At 61.7% G+C, this 14470-nt stretch carries 14 protein-coding genes; 9 read left to right on the top strand and 5 right to left on the bottom strand.

The window, feature by feature from the left end:
* Positions 1 to 221 precede the first annotated feature (221 nt).
* From ACQY7R_RS15005 to ACQY7R_RS14975, 7 genes are all read left to right on the top strand, one after another.
* Positions 222 to 1652, top strand: a complete 1431-nt coding sequence (locus tag ACQY7R_RS15005) for a UTP--glucose-1-phosphate uridylyltransferase (RefSeq protein WP_428306399.1) — start codon at positions 222 to 224, stop codon at positions 1650 to 1652.
* 390 nt (positions 1653 to 2042) lie between these two features.
* A complete protein-coding gene (locus tag ACQY7R_RS15000) occupies positions 2043 to 2441 on the top strand; it encodes a hypothetical protein (RefSeq protein WP_428306398.1) in 399 nt (132 codons plus the stop codon).
* A gap of 361 nt (positions 2442 to 2802) precedes the next feature.
* A complete protein-coding gene (locus ACQY7R_RS14995; protein ID WP_428306397.1) occupies positions 2803 to 3321 on the top strand; it encodes a hypothetical protein in 519 nt (172 codons plus the stop codon).
* Positions 3322 to 3563: 242 nt separating this feature from the next.
* On the top strand, positions 3564 to 4853 hold the full coding sequence (gene lpxB, locus ACQY7R_RS14990) for a lipid-A-disaccharide synthase (RefSeq protein ID WP_428306396.1): 1290 nt from the start codon (positions 3564 to 3566) through the stop codon (positions 4851 to 4853).
* Between the two features lie 189 nt (positions 4854 to 5042).
* On the top strand, positions 5043 to 5807 hold the full coding sequence (locus tag ACQY7R_RS14985) for a site-2 protease family protein (protein ID WP_428306395.1): 765 nt from the start codon (positions 5043 to 5045) through the stop codon (positions 5805 to 5807).
* Positions 5808 to 6321: 514 nt separating this feature from the next.
* Positions 6322 to 6873: a hypothetical protein gene (locus ACQY7R_RS14980; protein WP_428306394.1), complete on the top strand. Its 552-nt coding sequence runs from the start codon at positions 6322 to 6324 to the stop codon at positions 6871 to 6873.
* Between the two features lie 400 nt (positions 6874 to 7273).
* The gene (locus tag ACQY7R_RS14975) at positions 7274 to 7444 is read left to right on the top strand and encodes a hypothetical protein (protein ID WP_172991749.1); all 171 of its coding nucleotides are present in this window, start codon (positions 7274 to 7276) and stop codon (positions 7442 to 7444) included.
* A gap of 241 nt (positions 7445 to 7685) precedes the next feature.
* Here the strand turns inward: ACQY7R_RS14975 and ACQY7R_RS14970 are convergent, their stop codons facing one another.
* Positions 7686 to 8765 (bottom strand): P-loop NTPase, encoded by a 1080-nt coding sequence (locus ACQY7R_RS14970; RefSeq protein WP_428306393.1) that lies wholly within the window; start codon positions 8763 to 8765, stop codon positions 7686 to 7688.
* Between the two features lie 308 nt (positions 8766 to 9073).
* Between ACQY7R_RS14970 and ACQY7R_RS14965 the strand changes: the two genes are divergently transcribed.
* Positions 9074 to 10336 (top strand): M20 family metallopeptidase, encoded by a 1263-nt coding sequence (locus ACQY7R_RS14965; RefSeq protein ID WP_428306392.1) that lies wholly within the window; start codon positions 9074 to 9076, stop codon positions 10334 to 10336.
* Between the two features lie 106 nt (positions 10337 to 10442).
* Here the strand turns inward: ACQY7R_RS14965 and ACQY7R_RS14960 are convergent, their stop codons facing one another.
* Entirely contained in the window at positions 10443 to 10769 is a 327-nt protein-coding gene (locus ACQY7R_RS14960; RefSeq protein ID WP_152100810.1) for a calmodulin-binding protein, read from the bottom strand.
* 246 nt (positions 10770 to 11015) lie between these two features.
* Between ACQY7R_RS14960 and ACQY7R_RS14955 the strand changes: the two genes are divergently transcribed.
* The gene (locus ACQY7R_RS14955) at positions 11016 to 11765 is read left to right on the top strand and encodes a GDSL-type esterase/lipase family protein (protein ID WP_428306391.1); all 750 of its coding nucleotides are present in this window, start codon (positions 11016 to 11018) and stop codon (positions 11763 to 11765) included.
* Positions 11766 to 11927: 162 nt separating this feature from the next.
* Here the strand turns inward: ACQY7R_RS14955 and ACQY7R_RS14950 are convergent, their stop codons facing one another.
* The 3 genes from ACQY7R_RS14950 to ruvX all read right to left on the bottom strand — a co-directional run bounded on the left by ACQY7R_RS14950 (position 11928) and on the right by ruvX (position 14458).
* Positions 11928 to 12710, bottom strand: coding sequence for an MBL fold metallo-hydrolase (locus tag ACQY7R_RS14950; protein WP_152100806.1), 783 nt, complete (start codon positions 12708 to 12710; stop codon positions 11928 to 11930).
* A gap of 224 nt (positions 12711 to 12934) precedes the next feature.
* The gene (locus ACQY7R_RS14945; RefSeq protein ID WP_428306390.1) at positions 12935 to 13861 is read right to left on the bottom strand and encodes an NAD-dependent epimerase/dehydratase family protein; all 927 of its coding nucleotides are present in this window, start codon (positions 13859 to 13861) and stop codon (positions 12935 to 12937) included.
* A 144-nt stretch (positions 13862 to 14005) separates the two neighbouring features.
* Entirely contained in the window at positions 14006 to 14458 is a 453-nt protein-coding gene (gene ruvX, locus ACQY7R_RS14940) for a Holliday junction resolvase RuvX (RefSeq protein ID WP_428306389.1), read from the bottom strand.
* Between the last annotated feature and the right edge of the window lie 12 nt (positions 14459 to 14470).

The raw sequence follows: 14470 nt of genomic DNA, 5'->3' as shown, positions 1-14470 counted from the left end.
CTACTAGCCAGTCCGCTCCGCTTGCGGATAATCGGCCACTGCGGCCGCGAGGCGCGCTTTTCCGCAACGGCTTCTTCCTATTTCACTTGAAACGACCCCTGCCCATGGCCCGCTGGCCGCGACACTTTTGGACGACGCTGTTCACCTACAGCGTCATCTTCATTGGTTTCCCGCTGCTCTGCTGGTTGGCCTATCGATGGGTGCGAGGCTAAGAATTCACCATGACTGCCACAATCAACAAGTCGGAACTCGAAGCTCTGCTGCAGCCGCACAATCAACTTCACGTGCTGCAGTTCTGGGATGAACTCGACGCCGCGGGCCGCGAGCAGTTGGCGGGGGAGGTGGGGTCCATCGATTTCGACCTGCTCGATTCACTGTTCCGCGACGAGATCGATCAGCCCGATTGGGCGGAGCTCGCGCGGCAAGCGTCCCCCCCGCCGGCGGTGCGGTTGCACGAGCGGGCGCCGGGGGCGACCAATCCTCTGCATATCACGGCCGAGGCGGCGCGTCGCGCGGGCGTAGCGGCGCTCGAAGCGGGCGAGGTCGGCGTCATCCTCGTCGCGGGCGGGCAGGGGAGTCGGCTCGGGTTCGAGAAGCCGAAGGGGATGTACCCGATCGGCCCGCTGTCGAAGGCGACGCTCGCGCAGATTCATCTGGAGAAGATTCGCGCGATCGCGAAGCGGCATGGCAAGTCGACGCCGCTCTACATGATGACGAGCCCCGTCACGCACGACGACACGCTGGAGTTCCTCGCAGACAACGCTCACTTCGGTCTCGCCAAGGACGACGTGTTCGTCTTCTGCCAGGGAACGATGCCGGCGGTCGATGCGCGGACGGGGCAGGTATTGCTAGAGGCGAAGGATTCGATCTTTCTCAGCCCCGACGGCCATGGCGGTACGGTAGCGGCGCTCGGCGCGAGCGGGGCGTTCGACCACATGCGGCGCCGCGGCATCAAGCATCTGTTTTACTTTCAAGTCGACAACCCGCTGGCGCCGATTTGCGATGCGGAGCTGATTGGCTTCCACATTTTGGCGAAGTCGGAGCTGACGTCGCTCGCCATTGCGAAGCAGTCGCCGCAAGAGCGGCTCGGCAACTTCGTGATGATCAACGATCGCGTGAGCATCATCGAGTACAGCGATTTTCCGGACGACGTCGCGGAGCAGCGCGACGCGAACGGGCAACTCGTCTATTGGGCGGGGAGCGTAGCGATTCATGTGTTCGACGTGGCGTTCTTGGAACGCTCGCTCAAGCTGAAGGACACGCTGCCGTTCCATGTGGCGCGGAAGAAGGCCGAGTACATCGGCGACGACGGCAAACTCGTGAAGCCGAGCGAGCCGAATGCGTTGAAGTTCGAGCGGTTCATTTTCGATTTGCTGCCGCACGCTGAACGGCCGATCGTCGTCGAGTATGCGGAAGAGGAGGCGTTCGCGCCGCTGAAGAATGCGTCGGGGGCGCCGAAGGATACGCCGGAGTACGTCCACAAGTTTTTGTTGGATCAGCATCGGCGGTGGCTCGAAGCGGCGGGCGCGCACGTGGCGCCGGGCGTGTATGTGGAGATCAGCCCGTTGTATGCGCTCGATGCCGAGGAAGTCGCGAAACGCGTGAAGGCGGGGACGCGGTTTGAGCGTTCGGAGTATTTGGGCGCCGAATAGGTCGGGAATCATGTGCCACTGCTGGCTCGTCCAGCAGTGGGCGCCGGGCACCCGCTTCGCACTGCTGGGCGAGCCAGCAGTGGCACCCCATCGGAGTGGGAATGAGCGTGGCGGCGAGGGAAATCTTTCCGCCGCTCAAATGACGGAACCGTAAGCAGCGTCACGGTTTCGTGTCGAAATAACCGTCGTTTGCGGAAATCCTTCGCCATTTCGCCGCAGGTTTGCGTCCAAACTTTCGCGGCTAGCCCCAAAATTTCTTGACCCGGCCCTCGCTAGCCGTGAAGAATGCAGGACCGTCGAAACTTGCCGGGCCCCCGGCGGTTTCATCTGAATCGGATAGTTTCGCCACGGCGGCGTTGTGTCCGAAACTTTCACAGGAGCCAGATTCGTATGAAGAGCACATGGTTGGTCGGCCTCGGTTTGACGTCGCTGTTCGCGTTCTGCGCGGTGGCGATCGCCGCGGACGAAGATTGTGAAAAGAAGAAGGACAAGGACGCCGTTGCCGTCGTCGCCGACGATGACTGCGAAAAGGACGGCGATTGCGAAAAGAAGGATCTACTCGCGGACGAAGATTGCGAAAAGAAGAAGGATAAGGACCTCGTCGCCGATAAGTGCAAGAAGGGCGATAAGGAAGATGGCGAGCTGCTCGCCGACGACGATTGCGAAAAGGACGGCAAGAAGAAGGAACTCCTCGCTGACGAAGATTGCGAGAAGAAGAAGGACAAGGACCTCGTCGCCGACAAGTGCAAGAAGGGCGACAAGGAAGAGGGCGAACTGCTCGTCGCTTAAGTGACGGCGTCGGCGAAACTCGCCGGCTCAATTCGAAACACGCTGACGGGGCGTCTCCAACTGGAGACGCCCCGTTTTTTTGTGGACTGCAGGAACCTCGGCGGCTGCGACCGGTTGTTCCGATTGCGCTGGGGCTGGGCGATGCTGCGAGGGGGTTGCGGCGCACAGGCTCGCGGAATTGCGGCGAGTACGGACTTGTCTGTCGATCTTTTCATTTGACTTCCGTCTTTCGATTCCAAAATCGTCGCGGCGAGTTGCCTCCTCGCCCATTTCGACACAGGTTTTGTTCAACGACTCACCGGTCGACCCGCCTCGGGCGACCAACACTCTTTTCTACTTTTCTTGTTTGAGGGCACCTCTGATGACGTCGAATCGTTGGACCGGTTTTGCGCTGCTGTCGGCCATGGCTTTGTGGATGCTGCCATGCGGCGTCGACCAAGCGGCCATGAACGCTTTCTCGACCGATGAAAAGCGTGAAGACGCTGATGGCCATTTCCTCGCCGATGAGGAGAAGGACGAAGATCACGGCAAGCTGTTCGTGAACGACGAGGAGAAAGACGACGACCATGGCAAGCTGCTGGTCAACGATGAAGAAAAGGATGACGACCATGGCAAGCTCTTCGCGAACGACGAAGAAAAAGACGATGATCACGGGAAGTTATTCGTCAACGACGAAGAGAAAGACGATGACCATGGCAAGCTGTTGGCCAACGATGAAGAAAAGGACGACGATCACGGCAAGCTGCTAGCCGACGAAGATCACAAGGATGGCGAGGGAGACAAGCACCTGCTCGTCAACGACGAGGAGGACAAGAAGGACGGTGAGCATGGCGAGTTGCTCGCCGATGAGGATCACGACGACGAAGAGAAGCACGTGTAGTGCGTGCTGATTTGGTTGGGGGGGCCGGCGTTCTCATGGAGGGCGCCAGCCTTCTTTTTTGCTGAGAGCTATCAGCTATGGGCTATTAGCTGTGGGCCAGACGCAGGCGTTTCTCTTCTGGCTAATAGCCAACAGCTTACAGCCTTAAGCTTCTTTCCCTCTCTCAATCGAGCTTTCGCCAATCTCCGTATTTTGCCATACTCCCGCCCCTTAAGACTTTGTGGGCGTTTGGGAGCAGTGGCGTGAAAATCTTCTTCTCCGTCGGCGAGCCGAGCGGCGACTTGCATGGCGCCAACCTCATTCGGGCGTTCCAGCGGCGGCACAGCGATTGGGAATACGTCGGCTACGGCGGCCCGCGGATGGCTGCCGCTGGTTGCACGCTTCACGCCGATCTCACGCAACTCGCGGTAATGTGGATCGCTCGCGTGCTGGTGAACCTCCACAAGTTCATCGGCTTGCTTATTCAAGCCGACCGCTACTTCCGCGACGAGCGTCCCGACGCCGTCGTGATGATCGACTACCCCGGCTTCAACTGGTGGATCGCGCGTCGCGCCAAGGCCCGTGGCATTCCGGTGATCTACTACGGCACACCGCAGGTGTGGGCGTGGGCGAGCCATCGCGTGAAGAAGATGCAACGCTTCGTCGACCACGTGCTGTGCAAGCTGCCGTTCGAAGAGCCGTGGTTTCGCGAGCGTGGTTGCAACGCGACCTACGTGGGGCATCCTTACTTCGACGAACTGCGGAATCGCACGCTCGATGAGCAGTTCGTTGCAGAGTTGGCGAAAGACGCGCGGCCGCTGGTGACGATTTTGCCCGGCTCGCGGACGCAAGAGGTGGAACTCAACACGCAGTCGTTCCTCAAAGCGGCGCGGTTGATTGCTGAGCAAGTTCCCGATGCACGGTTTGCCGTGGCGGCGTTCAAGGAATCGCAGGCCGAGACGATTCGCAAGTTCGTCTCTGAGGCGGGCGTGAAGGCGGAAGTTTACGTCGGCCGCACTCCGGAGTTGATTCACTCGGCGGCGTGTTGCCTGGCGTGCAGCGGTTCGGTGTCGCTTGAGCTACTCTACCACGCGAAGCCGAGCGTAATCCTCTACCAGATCTCCCGGTTCGGCTTCATTGTGCAGGAGCGGTATCGCCGCGTGCGGTATATCACGCTGGTGAATTTGCTCACGGCGAAGGAAATCGCTACGCCGCGGCCGGCGCACTTGTACGACGCCAACGATCCCGCGGATGCGCACGCACTGTTGCCGGAGTATCTCACGCGAACCGACAAGTCGGCGCAGCTTGCCGCGCATTGCATCGAATGGCTGACCGACGCCGACGCGCGGTGGCGTCGCGTCGCGGCGCTGCGGTTGTTGCGCGATCAACACGCGGGAGGCGGGGCCTCGGAGCGAGCCGCGGAGTACATCACGAACGTCTTAGCGTCGCACGAGGGCGGCAGCGTGACGGCCGGCAAGATTCCGCCGCCGCACATCCTGCAGCGCGGCGCGAAGCAGCGGCGCAACGCCTCGCCCCTGAACACGGCCATTTAGCCCCGACGCTCCCGGCGGGTGTCTGAATGCGTGCCACTGCTGGCTCGTCCAGCAGTGGGCGCCAAGTCCCCGCTTCGCACTGCTGGGCAAGCCAGCAGTGGCACACTGGGCGGGTTATAATGGTAAACCGCACGTTGCTGCGAACTTGCGCAGTAGTCTGTTGCGGCTCCACTCCTTCACGATCGCGCCATGCTGTTATCCGAACCGCCGCGAAGTCCGTACGACCTCCATTTCCGCCTCTTCGGCATTCCGATTCGCGTTCATCCCATGTTTTGGGTGATCACGATCGTGCTGGGAGTCGGTTCTGACGGCGTTCCGCCTGCGCAGTTGTTGGCGTGGACCGTCGTTGTCTTCGTCTCGGTCGTCGTCCATGAACTCGGTCATGCGTTCACACAACGGTACTACGGCGGTCGGCCGTGGATCACACTCTACGGCCTTGGCGGTCTGGCCGCTTGCGACGATTGCGATCGTCGGCCGTTGAGCCAAATCTTGATCTCGCTCGCGGGACCGGCCGCTGGATTCGCGTTGGCGGGCGTCTGCTTCGCGTCGGTGCGACTCTCGGGGAGGCAGATCGGCTGGGCCGCCCTCGATGAGATCGACATTACGGCAATGACGCTCCCGTTGCTCGGCAAGTTGCTCTACGTCGAGCCGTTGCCGTCTGAGTTCGGGAACTCATTCATTCTGCAGATGTTGTGGGTCAACATCGCCTGGGGCCTGATCAACTTGCTGCCGATTTATCCCCTCGATGGGGGGCGTGTGGCGCGTGAAATCTTCACATTGCGACATCCGCGCCGCGGAATCATCTGGTCGTTGCAGTTGTCGATGGCCGCAGCCATCTCGATGGGTCTGTTCGGCCTGTTCGAGTGGAGGTCGTTGTTCACGGCGATCATGTTTGGTTACCTGGCTTACTCGAATTACCAAACATTACAGGCGTACCGCGAAAATCGTTGGTAGATCGATCCGCAACGCGCAATGATTGATCAGCCAGGAATGTTTCAAACCGGAAGAATTAACCGCCAAGGACGCCGAGAGCGCCAAGGAAATGCGAAGAGCTTTGGAACCGCGGATGAACGCCGATAAACGCAGATGATGGAGCTTCTAGGCTTGTCATTAGCTCGTTTTATCTGCGTCCATCTGCGTTCATCGGCGGTTTCAGATCTCTTCCTTGGCGCTCTTGGCGGTTCCAATGAATTCGATGAGTGATACTTCGCCATCAGAGTCGCACGTTGCATCTCAGTTTGAGACTTGCGAACCGCAACAACATGTCGTGTTACTCGGCGCGAGTAACCTCTCGATCATGTTTCCAACGATCGTTGAATCGTTGCGCGCGATGTTCGCGCATCCAATCGAGCTTCATGTCGCAAAGGGTTTTGGGAGGTCGTACGGCCTGCATTCGAAATTTTTTGGAAAAAAATTTCCAGGAATTTTATCGAGCGGTTTATGGCCCGCGCTCAACCGCGCGCGACCGTTGCCGACGGTCGCGATCGTCGCCGACATCGGCAACGATTTGGCGTACGAAGCGCCGGTCGACAAGATCGTCGAGTGGGTCGAACGAGCGCTCGATCGCCTCGCGATTCATGACGCGCGCGTCGCGCTGAACAACCTGCCGATCGAGTCGTTGCGCGGCGTGGGGACGGCGCGGTACTACGCCTTCCGCGAGGTGTTGTTTCCGAACTGCAAACTGAGTCGCGGCGAGATCATCGACCGTGCGGAGCGACTCAGCGAACGGCTGTCTCAGCTCGCAGTCACGCGAGAAATCTCGGCGTTTTCTGCAGAACGGGGCTGGTATGGGCTCGACCCGATCCATCCGCGGCTGGCCTCGGCGGGCGAGATTTGGAGCCGCATGTTGGGCGCGCTCAGCAGCGTCGAAGGGATCGCTAAACTGGTGCGACCGAGCGCTGCGATGATGCTCACGTATCGCCGTTTACGAGCGCTCGAGTACGCGCATTTCGGCGTTGTGCGGCGCGCTGAACAACCGGCGCTGCGCTGCCTGGACGGGACGCGCATCTCAATCTATTAGCGCGCGATTTAAAGCGCGCGACGGAGCAATTCAAACGTCGCGCGCGAGCTCACACAGCGCATCAAATGTTGTTCACGCGCGGTCTCCATAACGCGCCGCGGATCGAAAATCCACAAAAAAGTGTTGCAGAAAAATAAATCCTGCGTACAAATACGACGAAGACATGGACGTGGCGTTGTCAACCATTGTTGAACGCAGTATTTAGTTGGGATGCAATCGGTTAACAGTTCGGGTAACCAAAGTTATTCGGATCGCAGAACGCGGCCATGCTCGATGAGAGCGCGATACGACTTGTCGCCCTGGAAGGGCGGCCGGTTTCTTTGGAAGGCGACGACGAACAAACTTCTCCTCACAGTTGACGAGAGACGCGTCGCCTAGACCTTTTTAAGGAGGAATGACTGTGGCCAAGAAGAAAGCTGCCAAGAAAAAGGCTGCGAAGAAGAAGGTTGCCAAGAAGAAGGCAGCCCCGAAGAAGAAGGTAGCCAAGAAGAAGACTGCCAAGAAGAAGGTAGCCAAGAAGAAGGCTGCGAAGAAGAAGACCGCCAAGAAGAAGACCGCGAAGAAGGCCTAGTTTCAACCTCGGTTGGAACCAACCTTTTCGCGCTTTGCGAATCGAGGGGTCGTTGCCCTTAGCGGGCAGCGGTCCCTTTTTTATTGCGCCTACGGAAACGGCTCCGTTTAGCCCCCGGCTCTTTAAGCTGGGGAGAATGGAACCACTGTGTGCCACTGCTGGCTCGCCCAGCAGTGCGAAGCGTTTACCCGGCGCCCACTGTTGGACGAGCCAGCAGTGGCACCCGAATTCGTCCGAAGTTCTACAGCACCGACAACGTCGGCAGCGGCGGGGCGCTGGCCCGGTCCATCGCCAGGTTCCGCACGATGTTGTAGGCGATCCGCTCGAAGTACGGCGCGCTCTCGATATCCGCCAAGTTGCCCGCCGTTTGTCCGGCGTCGCCCCGTTCGCGGATCGGAATCTGAATCGGCGCTTCGCCCAAGAACGGCACGCCCATCTCTTCGGCCTTCGCCCGCGCGCCGCCGTTGCCGAAGATGTCGTACCGCTTGCCGTTGTCGGGGCAGAGGAAGTAGCTCATGTTTTCGACGAGGCCGAGCACCGGGATGCTCACCTTGTTGAACATGGCGATCGCCTTCACCGCGTCGAGCAGCGCGACGTCTTGCGGCGTGCAGACGACGACGGCGCCGGTGAGCGGCAGGGCTTGCGACAGCGTCAGCGCGATGTCGCCCGTGCCTGGCGGCATGTCGATAATCAGATAATCGAGATCGCCCCAGGCCGTATCGCGGAGAAATTGCGTGATCGCACCGTGCAGCATCGGACCGCGCCAGACGACGGCTTCTTCCTTTGGCACGAGGAAGGCCATGCTCATCACCGGCATGCCGTTGCAGTCGACGGGCAGCAACTTGCCGTTCGAGACCATCGGCTGGCCAGTGAGCCCGAGCAGGTGCGGTACGCTCGGGCCGTAAACGTCGGCATCCATCAGGCCGACTTTCGCGCCGGCGCCTTTGAGGGCGATCGCGAGCGAGACGGCCATCGTGCTTTTGCCGACGCCCCCTTTGCCCGATCCGACCGCGATGACGCTCTTCGCGGTGAGGCCGATGGCGCCAATCGCTTCGGCGGGGCGCTGATGTTCGATGATGTCGACGACGACTTCCGGCGGGCCGGGGAGCTGTTGCCGCAAGCGATCGCGCAGTGCGTGTCGCGTCTCGCCCCACAGCATCGTCGAGTGCGTGGTGAGCGCGACCTGCACGGTGACTTTGCCGCCATCGACCGCGACGTTGTTCACTTGCCCCATCACGCCAAGCGGGCGGCCTGTCTCGGGATCGGGGAACTGCTCCACGATGGCGCGAGCTTGGGCGGGATCGATCGAATCGGCGGGCATGGCGGAATTCCTGGCAGAAAACGCGGCGACCTGCGTCGGTCGCGGGCGAATCTCTTACCATACCCGAGGCGCCGGCGTATTCCGAGCGGCCCAGCGCTTGAGATCTGCGCAAAAAAAAGCCCCTCCGCGAGTGGGGCAGCAACCCGCGGAAGGGTGTTCGCGCAGGGGTTAACCCACGCAAACGCTAAGTGTATCCTCAGCGGAGGCGGGATGCAAACAGTTGCCCGGCGAATTCTGGGCCGAAAACGCAACCCCTTGCCGGATAGTAAGTTTCGCCTTGGCTACATTTGCCGGGGATAGGGGGCGGAGTGCCAAGCAGCGTCGTCGAACTTCTGTGCGAATTGATTGCCCAGCCAAGCGTGAACCCGCGCCTGGCGCCCCCCGGTGCTCCCGAGGCGGGCGAGCATCGCATGACCGAGTGGCTCGGCCGCTTCGCCGCCGCGCAAGGTTGGCGGTGGGGGCTGCAGCCAGTCGAACCGGGCCGATCGAACTTCTTTGCGCTGATTCCGGGCGGTGGCAGCGATGTGCTGCTCTGGGAAGTCCACCAGGATACGGTGAGCGTCCAAGGCATGACGGTGCCCCCCTTTGAGGCCGCCGTACGCGACGGCCGCGTCTACGGTCGCGGGGCGTGCGATGTGAAGGGCTCGATGGCGGCGATGCTGGCCGCGCTTGTGCGCGTGGGTGCTCAGCCGGCTGAAGGTCGGCCAAGTATTTTGTTTGCCTGTGCAATCAACGAAGAGTGCGGCTTCAGCGGGGCGCGAGCCATTGCGGACTTCTGGCGCGGCGGCAGTGAGTATGGGGCGGCTGCCGAACCTGTTGCTGCGGGAGTCCCTCCCCTGGCCCCTCTCTTCAAGGGAGGGGGAGAGCTCTCGCTGCGCGAGATTGCTGCGTTGCGGCCGGCCGCCGCGCTCATTGCCGAGCCAACGGAACTCAATGTCGTCGTCGCCCACCGCGGCGTCGCGCGTTGGCAATGCACGGTGCATGGGCGGGCCGCGCATTCATCGCGGCCAGAAGAGGGCGCCAACGCCGTCTATGCGATGGCTCGCATCGTGCAACTGGTCGAGGAGTTTCACCGCGACACGTTAGCGTCGCGACCAGGCGATGCGATGTGCGGTCCCTCGACGGCCTGCGTCACCACGTTCCACGGCGGGGCAGGGCCGAACACGATTCCTGACTTAGCGGTGATCGACGTCGACCGTCGGCTCTGCCCCGACGAAACGCCGGAGGAAGCGTATCGCGAACTGACGGCGTGGCTCGACGCCCGCGCGGAGCTGGGCGAATGCCGCTTGGAGCATCATGCGCCGTGGATGCAGAGCCGCGGGTTGCACTTCGCGGCGAACCGCGCGTGGGCCGAGCAACTTGCCGGCGTCGTCCGGTCGACGGGCATCGAGAGCCGGCTAGTCGGCGTCCCTTACGGCACGAATGCGGCGTCGATCGCTGCGGCGGGCATTCCGAGCGTTGTGCTGGGGCCGGGGTCGATCGCGCAGGCGCACACGGCGGACGAGTGGATCGCGATCGAACAGTTGGAGCTGGCGGTCGAGATCTACTACCGCATCGCCTGCGGCATGTAGTACACGCACGCGGACGCGATCAACTCGCAGCGCACAAAATTAGCCCCCGGCAAGCTTGCCGGGGGCTAACGTTGATCTGATGCATCGCTATCCGATCGTGGTCGACTTAAAACACGTCGAGCACGAAGTGATGACCGCTGTGATACTTGGTGCGGTTCGGATAGTAGTTGTGCCACTTGCGGTTGTAGACCGGGATCCGCATTTCGGGCGGATAGCGGTAGTACAGGCTGTCGGCGCTGCGGTAGTACTCGCTACCCCAGAAGTTCTGGGGATAGTAGACGTAAGGGTAGTGATAGAAGCGATTCCAGTCCTGGGTCGTGTACGTGCCGCCCCAATTCTGACCGTAGGCCTGCTGGGCCTGAGCGTTGTCGGCAGCGCAGAACGTAGCGCACCCGACGCCGACGCACGCGGCGAAAAGAATCTTGCGAAGCATGAAAATCCCCCCTTCGCTTATGGCGGCGCGAGCCCGTGCAGGCGGACTCCAGCGCGTAAAAGCGTTATGGGGAGAATCGGCACGCCAAGCGGCGACGGTTGAGGGAATATCCGGCAGAACCGGTATAAACGGACCACAGCGCAGCCGGCGGAACATGCTAGCGGGCCAGGGGGAACGCACGTTCTAATGGGCTACTCTGCCGCATCCGGCCGTTCCGCGCGATCCTGCACCACCGAGACCTTCACAATGTCATTGCTTCGCTGCACCGTCGTTGCTTGCGCGATACTGTCACTCGCAGTTACAGGCGATGTCGCCCACGCTCAAACGGCGACAGCGGAGAAACCAAAACCCGCGGAAGCGAAGCCGGCGCCGCCGGTCGACATGGGGGCGATCTCCAAGCTTCACTGGAACAATCGCGTCACGGCGTTTCGGCAGCAGAACGAGCAGTTGCAGTTCGTGGTGCTGCTGGGCGACAGCATCACCGAAGGGTTTGAAGTCGCGAAGTACTTCCCGGGGCGTCGCGTGTTGAACCGCGGTATTAGCGCCGACATGATCGGCAACGACCTGCCGGCCGACGACAATCGCGGCGTGCTGAAGCGGCTCGACGAATCGGTCTTCAACTGCGCCGCGACCGACGTGTTCCTGATGATCGGCATCAACGACCTCGGCTCCGGCCACACCCCCGACGTGATGGAGCAGGGCTATCGCGACATCTTGCAGCAAATCAAAACGAAGACACCGCAGGTGCGCGTCCATGTGCAATCGCTGCTGCCGACGCGCGACCGTTATGGGAAGCACAACGCCAATGTGCTCGACTTCAATAACCGGCTCAAGAAGCTGGCGGAAGAGTTTGGCTACGACTACGTCGACGTCCACGCCCTCATGGTCGACGACAAGGGTGAACTGAAGGCCGACTACACCGGCGACGGCCTGCACCTCAACGAGGCAGCGTACAAAGCGTGGCAGGCTGAAGTCGCGCGGCTCATGAAGTGGTGAGGGGTGAGTGAATGGTGACTTGTGATCGGTTAGGAGGGCCTCGCCACTTCCTTTTTCTAGTCACCAGTCACCAGTCACCAGTCACCAGTCACCAGTCACCAGTCACCAGTCACCAGTCACCAGTCACCGATCACTAGTCACCGATCACTAGTCACTTTCTTCCTACCCTGGCAACTTGCCTTCAATCAGTTCGTCTTCCCAGGTATCCATCAGCGGCCAGTCGATCGCGCAGGTGCCGAAGTCGGCCATGTGCTGGTAACCTTCAAGCCGCGCGATCGTCTTGTCGATCAGCGCGTTGTCTTTCTTGAAGACCGGCCCGTGGCTCGGCAGGAGCCACTTCACGTCGCTTGCCTTGATGCGCTCAAGCGACTTGATGAAGTCGGCGATACTGCTGCCGTGGTGAGCGTCGATCGCCCCCACGCAGCCGTCGCGGAACAGGTTGTCGCCCGAGAAGAGCAAGTCGCCCATGCGGAAGCTGAGCTGCCCGTCGGTGTGGCCGGGGGTGTGCCAGACTTCGAGTTCCAGCTTGCCGACTTTGATGACGTCGCCGTCGTTGACGCGGTTCTCGACCACCACCGGCGGCATGTCGAGATCGATCCCTTGAGCGTCGATCAGGGCAAACGTCGCCAGACGGTCTCCCTTTTCCAGCATGTCGGCCGCCGTCGGGTGGGCGGTGACGGTCGTTTTGAGCATCTGCTTCACCTTCGCCAGACCCTGGATATGGTCGACGTCGGCGTGCGACGCGATGAGCGTCTTGCACTTGCTGAAGGGGAAATCGAGCTCGCGGATCAGTTCGACGCACTCGTCGACGGCGTCTTCGTAGCCGATATCGAGCAGCGTCCACTCCGACTCATCGTAAATCAGGTAGACGCTGCAGCCGATGCGGCGCCGCGCCTGGTGATTGAGCTCGATGACGTGAGGGAACAGGGGGGTACGTGGGAGCATCAGATCCGAGGCTTGCAGGGCAGGGGGACTTGGAGCGAATCAGCCAAATTCTACGGGGGCTGGTGGGCGGTGTGCAACCATCGCCGGAATGGGGGCGAAACGGGGGCTGTTGGGCATTCGTATGAGGAATTCGCCAAGCGGCGCAACGCGAACGCAACGCCCATTTAGCCGCGGGCGGTAGCCCGCGCGGCGGCGCGAACCTCTCCCGCCGCGAGCGGACGGGGCTAAATGGCCGGGTTGGAGTTGAGAATCTGTGCCAGCCCCTCGCGGTAGTTGGGGTATTGGAGGGCGAGGCCCTGCGTCGCCATCCACTTGCGTAGTTTGGCGTTGCTCACCCGGCGATCGGCGCCGGCCCGGGCGGCGGCGGGGGAATCGGCCGGCGGCGTCGTGAACTGCGGCGGCGGGGCGCCGATCAAGCGGGCCGCCTCGGCGTAGTACTCGCCGCGCACTGCGGGGACGCCGTCGCTGACGCAGAAGAGGTGCGGGCTGTCCGCTTCGTTGCGGTCCGCCAGCCAGCGGTCGATCGCGACGACGATTCGCGCGGCGTCGTCGACATGGATGAGGTTCAGCCAGCCCGCGCTCGGGGCTGCGATCGGTTCGCTCGCCCGCAGCCTGTCGAGATACGGCACGCGGCCGGGGCCGTAGATGCCGGCGAGGCGGAGAATCGCGCTCCGTCGGCCGAGCGGGTGGGCTCGCAAGATTTCTTCCGCGGCAAGCGACGCCTTACCGCCGTCGCGGTGCGGCGCGGTCGGCGTCGTTTCATCGACCCACCCGCCGCCCGCGGTGCCATAGACGCCGGTGGTGCTGATGTAGATCACGCGGGTGACGCTCGCCGGCAACGCGGCGAGGACGTTTTGCAGGCCGTCGGCATAGACGGAGTGGATGTCGGGTGCGGCCGTGCGATCGTAGCCGACGGCGTAGAGGAGCGACTCGGTTGGAGCGCCCATGTGCGAACTTACTTCGCGGAGCCACCCGAGCGTTTCCGGCTTGGTGACATCGGCTTGTGCGGTGAGCGTCCTGGCAACGAACATCGCTTCCGTCGGATCGTCGCGACGGGTGCTCGCCCAAGTATGGTCGCGTTGATCGCGCCAGAGATTGGCGACGCGACTGCCGAGGTAGCCAAGGCCGAAGATGATTCGCGTTGCCCGCAACCTTGTGCTCCGAAATCGTTAGCCGCGAAAAGTCGCAGAGGTCGCAAAATAAATACATGCTCATCGGAGTACCGAAGAGCATGCCACCCAATGCTCGTACTTTTTTCGCGTCTTCTGTGTCTCTTCGCGGCAAAAACGCATTTACTAATCAATCGAGTCGGGCAGTTCTTGGTTCTTGGCCCCGGCTTCGAGGTACGCCGTCAGCATGATCTGCGCTGCCAGCTGATCGAGCCGCTCCTTGCGTCGTTTCTTCGTCAGCCCGGCGCCCAGTAGCATCTCTTCCGCTTCGGCGCTCGTGTAGCGCTCGTCAAAGTACTCCACCGGCACGCCGGTCAGCTTCGTCAGCCAATCGCCAAAGTTGCGGGCTTCCAGCGATTTCTGACTCTCGCCGCCGCTGAGGTGCACCGGCAGCCCGACGACGAACCGCCCAATCCGCTCTTCCTTGGCGAGCGCCCGAAAGTAATCGGCATCGAGCCGCTCGCTCCGCCGGCTGTAGGTCTCGTACGGCCCCGCGATGCCAACGGACAGATCAGCCGTCGCGATGCCGATGCGCACGGTGCCGTAGTCGATGCCAGCGATGCGTAGCGAGGGGGGCATGGTGATGTCGTG

The organism is Lacipirellula sp. (genome assembly GCF_965279485.1).
Taxonomy (GTDB): domain Bacteria; phylum Planctomycetota; class Planctomycetia; order Pirellulales; family Lacipirellulaceae; genus Lacipirellula.
This window is presented reverse-complemented; position numbering and strand designations above follow the sequence as displayed.